Genomic DNA, 9,756 nt, shown 5'->3' on the forward strand with positions numbered 1-9,756 from the left:
ACGTCCGTTGTCGCCGTCGCTGTTTGTCGTGATCGTTCGCCTCGTCGTTGCAGGCGGCATCTCAGATCGGGCCCGCGGTTTGGGGTTCCTACCCGAAGCGGACTGGCGGTCGTCATCTGTTCCCATCATACGTGTGTTACCGGCCCCGGAGAAAAATCACTTCCGCTCGTCACCCTCGCTCGAGGTGGCTGGCTCTCTCGTGGGATCCTGGCCCCCGTCGCCAGTGACTGACGAAGATGCGCGTGTCACCGCTTGTTGCTCCCCGCTGCGGGCGTCGAGTACCCACTCCGAACGCCCGCTCGCGAGACGCGTCTGTAGTCACAGGTCGAGTAGCATCGAGATACCGTACACGACGAGCGTGAGCGGAATTGCGTAGAAGAGGACGACGGCGAGAAAGCCACTCGCCATGATCACCGGATTGTCGCCTCCTATACCCGTCCGAAGGAAGACGAGTACGACGAACCAGAGCATGATCAGTTTCGTGACCGATAGGCTTTCCATTACTCGAGCAGACCGGCGAACGATTTCAGCGGTCCGGTCCTCTTTTCTGGTACTGTCTCTTCCGCTCCGTACGCGGCGTGATCCCACGGGAAACGAGACCGAAACGAACGACGGGAGATCGATCTAGAGCCTGACTCGCTCGACCGATGCCGAGAGACTCCCTCGAGCGGCCTGCCGTCCGCATCGGGTGTACAGCCCCGTTCTGCGAGAGTCGCGTTCGGATATCGTGTACACGAACTGACCTCCTGTGATTTCCGTTTCTCCCGCAGAACCCCTCTCGATCTCGTGGGGTAGTAGCCCTCTCGTCGGATCTTCTTGTGAGAGTAGCGGTGTGGACGTATGAACTGGCGAAACGACGTCACCGCCAAGTCGACGAACGGTCGCCAGCGAGCGTCTCGAACGAGACAGCACCGACCTCGACTGGTGGTAGAAAACAGATGACTCCTCTCACTCGTACTGTACTCGTTTCGAATTACTCCTCGGTGGCCAGTATCGATAAGTGTGGTTGGTGGGAGTTTCAAACCATCCCGGACAGATTCGAAGACGAGGAGTGGGACGACTCGAGCACATGTCACAACAACGTTCGCGTCTCCTTCTGAATAATTATCTGACCTACATACATCTACAGAATTTTATCGGTTGGTGCTGGACGACGCTGGAAGGTAATTTGCGATCGACGCCACGAAACAACGTCTGGCCCCGATGAAAAGGCCGAACCTGCCAGTATTTCACACGAGAGTTCGGAGTTAGGCGGGATCGTCGTACTGTTGCCCACGGCGTCGAGCCGGCGAGAATCACCCTCGCTAACTCGACTATATTTGGGATATAGTCACTCTTGGGGCCGATACCTCTCGAACTGAACGGGGATCACGCCTCGAGGTTTTAATTAATCCAGCTGTTCGGTCCTCTATCGAAAATATCTATCATAGCCGTTACAAATGTGGCCGTTGTCGATATTAATACCGAAATACCATCTAGCGTATTTTTTCGACGTTCCTAACCGTCGTTGGGATATCGTGGTCCGCGCTAGAGGCAGGCTTTCTCCTTGACTTTCCGTAAGAATGCGTCGGGAGCAGCCGGGATTAGCTCGATCGAGCCGGCGGTCACTCGGCCGTTGTGTGCCGTAGGCCAAAACATAACTCTGCCCTACTTCGAACAGCGACATAAGTTGCATTCGGTCCGAACTGATACGTTCTGGCTGGGAAAGTGCGGTCTCTCGAGTTCGGAAACGAGCGCGACGACCGGACGGCGTGTCCGATGTGGTTCTCTTGGTCCGCAACCACACACGGAATTGACTCGGCCGTCGACTGTTCAGTAAAAGCCCTCGAGAGAGACGTACGCTTTAGTCGCCGCGGCGACCGAAAGAGGGTATGGGGATCGATCGCTCGGAGTTACGGGCCGGGCTGGCGCGGACGTGGCCGTATCTGCTCTCACATCACCTGCCGTCCGAGCGCCACCGGTGTTACGCGCCGGTCGTCTTCGGTCGACGAATCCACGTCTGCGCGCGCTGTCTGGGCATTTATCCGGGCATCCTCGCGGCGCTTTTGAGTATCGTGCTCGAGGGCGGTGTGGCGGGCCAGCCCCTCGCTAGCCTCCCCGTCGTCCTCCTCTTTCCGCTCCCCGCGCTGATCGACTGGACGCTCACGACGTTCACCGACCGACGGGGGTACAACGCGGTTCGGACGGCGACGGGGTTCCTGCTGGGAGTCGGGTACGGAAGCGGTCTCCTCGGCCTGCTCCTCGCCGGCGACCTTCGGGTCATCGCCGTCGGAGCCGGGTACGGCGTCGCCGCAGGAGTACTGCTCTCTGTTTCGCTCGCGGATAGGTAGTGGTGCTAGAATGTACTATTACTTGATATGATTGGGAGAATATAGATGCTATTTTATGAAGGGTGTGAGAATTCTCGTCAGAACACTGATGACCGATTGTACCAACTGTGGGGACCGGATCGAGGGGAACACGGCGCGCTGTCCGAACTGCGGTGCAAGCCAGGAGACGCCGCTCGTGACCGACGGCGGAGAGCGAGCCCCAGACGAGAAGTACTGCACCGAGTGCGGAGAGTTGATAAAAGAAGACGCAGAAATCTGTCCGGAATGTGGTGTCAGACAGCAATCGTCCGGTGAAACTGGCTCCGATCAGGTCGTCGCCGGCGTGTTGGCGATTGTCGTCGGCTTCGTCGGTGCGCACAAGTTCTACCAGGGGAACATCAAGTACGGCGTCCTCTACCTGTGTTTCTTCTGGACGGGAATCCCCGCTCTGCTCGGACTGGTCGAGGGGATTCTGATGCTCGTCGCGGACGAAGCGGAGTACGAGGAAAAATACGCCGACGGGAGCATCTTCGGCGAGTTCTGAGACGGATTTCGGCCGCACACGAAGTCGATCACACTCCTCGAGCCGTAGTTCGTCAAACTGGACCGAAACGAGCGTTCTCCGATCCGCAAGTCTCACGCTGGCCCGTTCGTTCGGGTCCCGACGCTCCGTCGGTGAGCAGGTTCGCTGCACTCGTCCAGCCGCGTCGATGACGTTTCCACCGAGACAATCGCGGGAGGTTCTGCATCGAACGACGACGAAACGTCGCGATTTCGGCGCGAATGCCCACTCCGTCGATTGTGGGTTCGTCGATCGACGTAATGTCGACTGAAAGAATATGAGTTATCCGTGTGGAGTGCACTCACGAAAGTAGCGACCAAAATCATGTCTGGCAAATACGACCTCGTCATCGTGGGTGGCGGTATCAGCGGTGCATCCCTGCTGTACACGACTGCGAAGTTCACTGATATCGAGTCCATCGCGCTGATCGAGAAGGAGTCGGAGCTCGCTGCGATCAACTCGGACGTCACGAACAACTCCCAGACGCTGCACTTCGGCGACATCGAGACGAACTACACGCTCGAGAAGGCCGAAGACGTAAAAGAAGGTGCAGAACTGCTCGCGGGCTACCTCGAGAATCACGACCCCGACCGCGAGATGCACTCGAAGCGGTCCAAGATGGTCCTCGGCGTCGGGGACGAAGAGGTCGAACAACTCGAGCAACGCTACGAGGAGGAGGGTTTCGGCGACCTCTTCCCGAAACTTCGTGCGATCGATGGCGATGAGATCGCCGAAATCGAACCCAAGGTCGTCGAGGGACGCGACCCGTCGACGGAGATGCTCGCGCTCCAGACACCCGACGGCTACGTCGTCGACTACGGAGAAACGACGAAGTCGTTCGTCGAACGGGCCGAAGAAGAGGCGAACGTCGACGTCTACACCGGAACGGAAGTCGAGGACATCACGGAGACCTTAGACGGCTACACTATCGGAACGACGAACGGCCGGTTCGACTGTGAATCGGCCGTCGTTGCCGCGGGTTCGCACAGCCTTCAAATTGCGAAGGACCTCGGCTACGGACAGGACAAGGTGTTGCTCCCCATCGCGGGGAGTTTCTTCCTCGCGGACGACTTCCTGAACGGGAAGGTCTACACCCTCCAGATGAAGAAGTTGCCCTTCGCCGCGGTCCACGGCGACGCGGACGTCCACGACGACTCGATCACCCGATTCGGTCCGACCGCGAAGCTCGTGCCGACGCTCGAGCGAGGCCGGATCTCGACGGTGAAAGACTTCCTCGACGTGTTCGGGCTGAACGCGGCGGCGTTTCTCAGCTACGCCAACATCCTCTCCGATCGGATCCTCCTGCCGTACGTGCTCCGGAACCTCGTCTACGACCTCCCGGAGGTCGGACGACGCCAGTTCCTTCCACACGTCCAGAAGGTCGTCCCGAGCGCCGAACTCGAGGATATCGAACGCGCGAAAGGCTACGGCGGCGTGCGACCGCAGATCGTCGATACGAAAAACAAGTCCCTGGACATGGGCGAGGCGAAGATCGTCGGCGACGACATCATCTTCAACATCACGCCCTCGCCCGGCGCGTCGACGTGTCTGAAAAACGCTCTGCAGGACACAGAGCGGGTGCTCGAGTTCCTCGATGGCGAGTACGAGTTCGACGAGGCCGCCCTTCGCGAGGACACCATCGAGAACTTCCCGCGAATCGATGACGACGACGCGGCCGACGAAGAGACACGGACCGTCACCAGTCCGGCCACCGACGACTGAGAGGCGAGTCGAACGGCCATCGACCTGCGGTCGCGGCTGTGCGAACATATTGGCGAGATGTACAAATCGGGCGTTTTACCCGTATCAAACGACCGAACATCGGCGATACATCTTGGTGCTTATATTCGAGAACTTCGAATCGGGCGTATGAGTGTCTTCGGGGAGTTTCACGTCCCCTCGAACGCGTTCGCGCTGCACGAAACCCTGAACGCGGTTTCGGAGATGGTAATCGAAATCGAACGAGTCGTCGCGACAGAGGAGGTTCTCACCCCCTACTTCTGGGTCTCGGAGGTCAACTTCGCCACGTTCGAAGACGCGGTCGCGGAGGATCCGTCGATACGCAACCTCGAGCAACTCGACGAGTTTCAGGAGACCGCACTTTACCGCGCGGAGTGGACCCGCCACGTCGAATCGATCGTCTACATCTACACCGAAATCGAGGCTGTCGTCCTCGAGGCGACCGGTTCGAACGAGCGCTGGGACCTGCGCATCAGGTTCGACGACCGCGACGAACTGGACACGTTTCAGCGGTACTGTCGCGAACGCAACATCGCGTTCGACCTTCGACGATTGTACGACCTTTCCCAGCCGAAAACGGGTGGCCAGTACGGACTCACGCCGAAACAGCAGTCGGCGCTGGTCGCGTCCTGGGAAGCCGGCTACTTCGAAACCCCTCGAGAGGCGTCGCTCGAGGACGTTGCGGCCGAACTCGACATCACACAGCAGTCGCTCTCGAAGCGACTCCATCGCGCCCACGACTCACTGATCGCGAATACGCTTATCGTGAGCGCAAGCGAACCGAGTCAACCGACGTGACTCTCGAGACGACCGCGGATACGTCCCCCTAAATAAGGGGCTGATAGTACAGGCCTGTCCCTTCTGCATCGGAGTCCCCTAGCCATATTTGGTACTGAATACTATGAATTCACGAACTCCGTCGACGACGCCGTCGTTTGCCGATGTTGCGAATAGGTATCGCCGACAGACGCTCTCGATTCTGGCCGAAGAGAAACCGCTCACCATTTCCGAACTGGCGTCCCGGATCGCCGCTCGATCACCGAACGGTGCAAGTGGGGAGTCGACCGACGCGCAAGTCCGTTCCGCTCAGATCGCGTTGTATCACGTCCATCTGCCGAAACTGGCCGATTCCGGATTGGTTTCCTACGCGCACGAATCGGGCGAAGTAACCGTTCCAGCTAACGTCGGCGACCTCTCGAAAATCGCGGACACGTATCGCTCACAATTGGGATAAGACTCGATCGGAGACGCCAGTCGGGACACCCTGAGACGGACGGCATTCGAGTCGAATCGAACTACCAACTCGAGTCGATCGCGACCTCACCATCGGCACTGATCTGGTATCGGTTCCCGGTGACCAGAATCTGCAGTCCCTCGTACTCGAAAGTTAACTCGAAGGCCGTCTCTGAACCGTTTATCAGCGCCGCAACCGGTTCGGGATCGATCGTATGGTAAATCGGTGGCAGGTGATGTGGGTCGACGCCCTTCAGGTCCGCAATCGCATCGAGGAGGTCCCAGATACACTTTGACTCCGTCAGTTCGTTGGAGTGCATTAAATCTCTACGTACCGGACTCGCAGCCACTGGTCTAAAACTGTCGGAAGTACGCCAAACCTGATTGATATCGTGAAATATTGTAAAACTAGACTCTATCGAACACTAATTGACGTTCGATGCGTCGCTCGCCAGTGAACATCGACACCTCGAGTCCGTCGGGTGGTCTCTCGAGTCCGTCGGGTGGTCTCTCGAGTCCATCGCCAGCCTCGTCTCGAGTGCCGGATCGCGTCAGTTCTGCTGGGGTATATTTTAAGAGAATGTACCACCACTATTGCTTCACTCGGTCGAATATAGCGATTTCGAGGTTTGATACGCGGATTGCAAATATTTATCGCTGGCGAACTGACGTTCATTATTTATAAACATATATTTGGCAGCCACAGGCTTGTGTCGTAAATGCCGTAGTACGGTGAGAAAACTGCGCTGTCGGCGTTTCGTATCGAAGAGTCCGCTTACAGGTTCGTGATTCCTAAACACATGGTTATATATGATGATTGGTTACTAGGCGTACTATGGGTAAGAAAGCGAACAATCCTGTCAAATCGATCGTCACCACGTTCAATATCGTCCAGGCCTTGCGTCGGCTTGACGGCGCCGGTGTTACCGAACTGGCCACCGAACTCGACCTCCCGAAGAGTAGCGTGTACAACTATCTGAGTACTCTAGAACAAGAGGAGTACGTTGTCAAACGGGACGGGAAATACCACCTCGGACTTCGGTTTCTCGATCTCGGCCGATACGTTCGCGAGCGCGACGAACTCTACGAGACGGCCCGTCCCGAACTCGAGTCGATCGCAGCCGAAACCGACGAACTGGTTAATCTACTCGTCGAGGAGCACGGTCAGGGCGTTTACGTCTGCCGAGTCCGCGGCGATCAGGCGGTCAATGTCGCGGCGAGCACCGGGCACCGAGTCTCGCTTCACAACACGGGACTCGGGAAGGCGATCCTCGCGTACCTACCTGAAGAGCGTGTCGACGAAATCCTCGACGAACACGGGATGGAAGCTGCCACTCCCCACTCGATAACCGATCGCGAGGAGCTCAAGCGAGAACTCGATCGCATCCGAGAGGAAGAAGTGGCCTACGACCGCGAAGAGCGGATCGATGGGCTCTGCTGTGTCGCCGTCCCGATTCTGGATCCCGACGATCGACCGATCGGTTCGCTCAGCGTCGCTGGCCCGACGAGCCGAATGAAGCGGGATCGACTCGAGACGAGACTACCGGAACTCCTCGCGAGCGCAGCCAACGTGATCGAACTGAACCTGACATACTCCTGATTTCGGTGTATTTCTATCCCGCAAGAACATTCATCAATGATAAACAAGGATTTAGTGAGGGCAATCAGATCGCGGTATCGAGCAGAAGGTGGAGTGGTCTTAGCTGCAACGACGATAGGAATGGAGAAGAGAGGCCCGTTCGTTCCGAACGCGGTGACGCGATTCCGACCTTTCGGTGAGACTGTGGAAGGGATACGTCTCGTGGATTCCGGAATGTCGCGGACATCAGCAGCCAGACGGCGATCGTCCTCAGTCTGGCTGCGACGCCGCCATCTGTGTGACGAAGACCGGACTGGGAAGGTTTGAACGGTCTCAAATGGCGTCGGGTTCCCAGAGAACATGCACGGTGCGCTGGTGTCATCAACGCCATCGAGTATCCCCCGCCAGTCACTGGTCCAGCCCGGAAATGGGCGATCCAACGTGAAACGAGGTCAGTGACACGCTGGTGACGGTCGGTTCCGCTCTACGAACTGCTCAGACTTCGACGACCGTCACCTCGTCGGGGACGACGGGCAATGTCGCGTCGGCGAGCGAGTCTCGCCCGAGCGTCGGTGCGTCGGCGACGATCTCGCCGGCAACTTCGTCGATTCCGCTGTTGGCGATGGCTGCCGCCGCGGCGAGTTCGCCGAACGAGGTGAGACGTGGGTTGACGGCCGTCAAATCGTACGGCGTCCCGTCGTCGACGGCGATGAGTCGATACTGGTCGCCAGCGGAAACGCGTTGATACCGCATGGAGTAACCAACAGGCTAATTCATTATAAATGTCCTGTCCCAGAAACGAGTCCGGGAGTCAGAATCCCCGAGACGACACGCATCACGAGCGGGGAAAAGGCAGTATCGCCGTATCTCCCAGTGGAGTCGAACGACGTCGACGGTGAGAAAGCGAAGCGACGCTGAAATACCTCCGAAATAGTCGAATCCGGGAGAGACGAGGCGTAGGCTCTCTCCTGGTCAGATCCACCCGGAAGCCGGTGTCTGCTCGAGCAACGCCGACTGATTCGACCGAATCGTTAAGTCGCTCCGACGATCTGAGCGATCGCTGACCAATTCGGCCGCCTGCCGACCAGCTACGGAACGAAAGCCGACAGTGCCGAACTGGGAGGTAAACACCGCTACCACAATCTGTCGATCGACCACTGCGACCTTGTTCGGTCGGGTTATGACACGACAACCCCCGGTCCATCACGCTTCGAAATTGAGACGGCGTTATGCATTGCTGAACGGTAAGTGGCTACGTTCAGTATCTACTCGGGATGTATTACACACATACGTCTGTATAATTGTTGCAATCGGGCGTGATTGGAGTAACCGCCCGTGAGAAATTACTCACCCGAGGGGGGCGAACGTCGAGCGAACACCGAAGTAACGGTTCTCAGATACGTGTATATCGTTGTTTTCACCAATAAGGAACGTGGAGGAAGGGGGCTAAAAGTGACGTGATTAGCGTCGCTAGCACGAGTGTTCGAACATTTCTGAAGCGTCTGAGGAAAAGGGCGATACTTTGCTGGATTACTCGTTTAGTATAGGAGAACGCAGTCGAGTCGCTGGAAACGGCTGGTTCAGACACCGACCCGGGTACTCCCGGTGCCCAGGGAAACGAGGATGGAATTGTACGTTGTTCGTCGTGTCTCTGGGGGAATCGTTACACCACGACACCCAGCCAACGGGCCGCGTACTTCTCAAACTCGGTAAATCAAACGCATTCCGAACACAAAAGTGTATTATATACATATAGTTTCAAAATATGAGTGTATTGCGGCAAATTCGAATGCACTCGTTTCGGCTCTTGTCGATAACTTAAAATTAAATAGTCAATATAAATAAAGATGAGGAGAGGACGGAGAAGACGAATACAGAATAGTTGAAAATCACGATATAACGACGGCACACTAGCACAGAAGTGGTGAGAAATGTAAATATCTACAGTTCATGATTCTAACTGAAACGAGTATCCCCCTTCGGTTCAGTATCGAAGACGAGTTTCGGTTCGAACGGAGTCACGTAATGCGTTCGTTCGCTAGACATCCAGAATATATTTCATGAAGGTGAATCTGTGTGTTTGTTTATCTATACAGTGAATCTGGCCTGATACCGTACCGACGAGAAGACAGAAGACTACGACACAGCCGAGCGCTATGATCGGACCAAATTACTCAACGGTACCGTATTGCGTGGACAGTGTGATCCGGGGAGAGATGTGGCTCTCAAACGGTTGTCGTTCCGTCTGCGACATCGATTTCGCTCTCGGTTCCGTGCGAGGGTTCGTTCACCGGCGAGCCGCTGATCCTCAAGCGCATCACGGTGTTGGCCAG

General features: G+C 56.8%; 9 protein-coding genes. 6 read left to right on the forward strand and 3 right to left on the reverse strand.

The genetic code is table 11. From position 1 onward, the window contains the following. Nucleotides 1–318: 318 nt before the first annotated feature. Nucleotides 319–501, reverse strand: a complete 183-nt coding sequence (locus EL22_RS00145; RefSeq protein ID WP_050049595.1) for a hypothetical protein — start codon at nt 499–501, stop codon at nt 319–321. Between the two features lie 1,370 nt (nt 502–1,871). On the opposite strand from EL22_RS00145, the gene EL22_RS00150 reads away from it, so the two are divergent. From EL22_RS00150 to EL22_RS00170, 5 genes are all read left to right on the forward strand, one after another. Further along, complete coding sequence (locus EL22_RS00150; protein ID WP_050049596.1) at nt 1,872–2,330, forward strand: DUF2085 domain-containing protein; 459 nt, start codon at nt 1,872–1,874, stop codon at nt 2,328–2,330. 88 nt (nt 2,331–2,418) lie between these two features. Continuing rightward, the gene (locus EL22_RS00155; RefSeq protein WP_050049597.1) at nt 2,419–2,853 is read left to right on the forward strand and encodes a TM2 domain-containing protein; all 435 of its coding nucleotides are present in this window, start codon (nt 2,419–2,421) and stop codon (nt 2,851–2,853) included. Nucleotides 2,854–3,195: 342 nt separating this feature from the next. Continuing rightward, the gene (locus EL22_RS00160) at nt 3,196–4,593 is read left to right on the forward strand and encodes an FAD-dependent oxidoreductase (RefSeq protein ID WP_050049598.1); all 1,398 of its coding nucleotides are present in this window, start codon (nt 3,196–3,198) and stop codon (nt 4,591–4,593) included. A gap of 147 nt (nt 4,594–4,740) precedes the next feature. Beyond that, complete coding sequence (locus EL22_RS00165) at nt 4,741–5,409, forward strand: helix-turn-helix domain-containing protein (RefSeq protein WP_050049599.1); 669 nt, start codon at nt 4,741–4,743, stop codon at nt 5,407–5,409. A 103-nt stretch (nt 5,410–5,512) separates the two neighbouring features. After that, nucleotides 5,513–5,845, forward strand: coding sequence for a helix-turn-helix transcriptional regulator (locus EL22_RS00170; protein WP_050049600.1), 333 nt, complete (start codon nt 5,513–5,515; stop codon nt 5,843–5,845). Between the two features lie 61 nt (nt 5,846–5,906). Here the strand turns inward: EL22_RS00170 and EL22_RS00175 are convergent, their stop codons facing one another. Beyond that, a complete protein-coding gene (locus EL22_RS00175) occupies nt 5,907–6,164 on the reverse strand; it encodes a HalOD1 output domain-containing protein (RefSeq protein ID WP_050049601.1) in 258 nt (85 codons plus the stop codon). A gap of 515 nt (nt 6,165–6,679) precedes the next feature. Between EL22_RS00175 and EL22_RS00180 the strand changes: the two genes are divergently transcribed. Continuing rightward, a complete protein-coding gene (locus EL22_RS00180) occupies nt 6,680–7,444 on the forward strand; it encodes an IclR family transcriptional regulator (RefSeq protein ID WP_050049602.1) in 765 nt (254 codons plus the stop codon). Between the two features lie 474 nt (nt 7,445–7,918). Here EL22_RS00180 and EL22_RS00185 read toward each other — a convergent pair whose 3' ends face one another. Continuing rightward, nucleotides 7,919–8,176, reverse strand: coding sequence for a hypothetical protein (locus EL22_RS00185; protein WP_050049603.1), 258 nt, complete (start codon nt 8,174–8,176; stop codon nt 7,919–7,921). Nucleotides 8,177–9,756: the final 1,580 nt, after the last annotated feature.

It is taken from the genome of Halostagnicola sp. A56 (assembly GCF_000691505.1).
Taxonomy (GTDB): Archaea; Halobacteriota; Halobacteria; order Halobacteriales; family Natrialbaceae; genus Halostagnicola.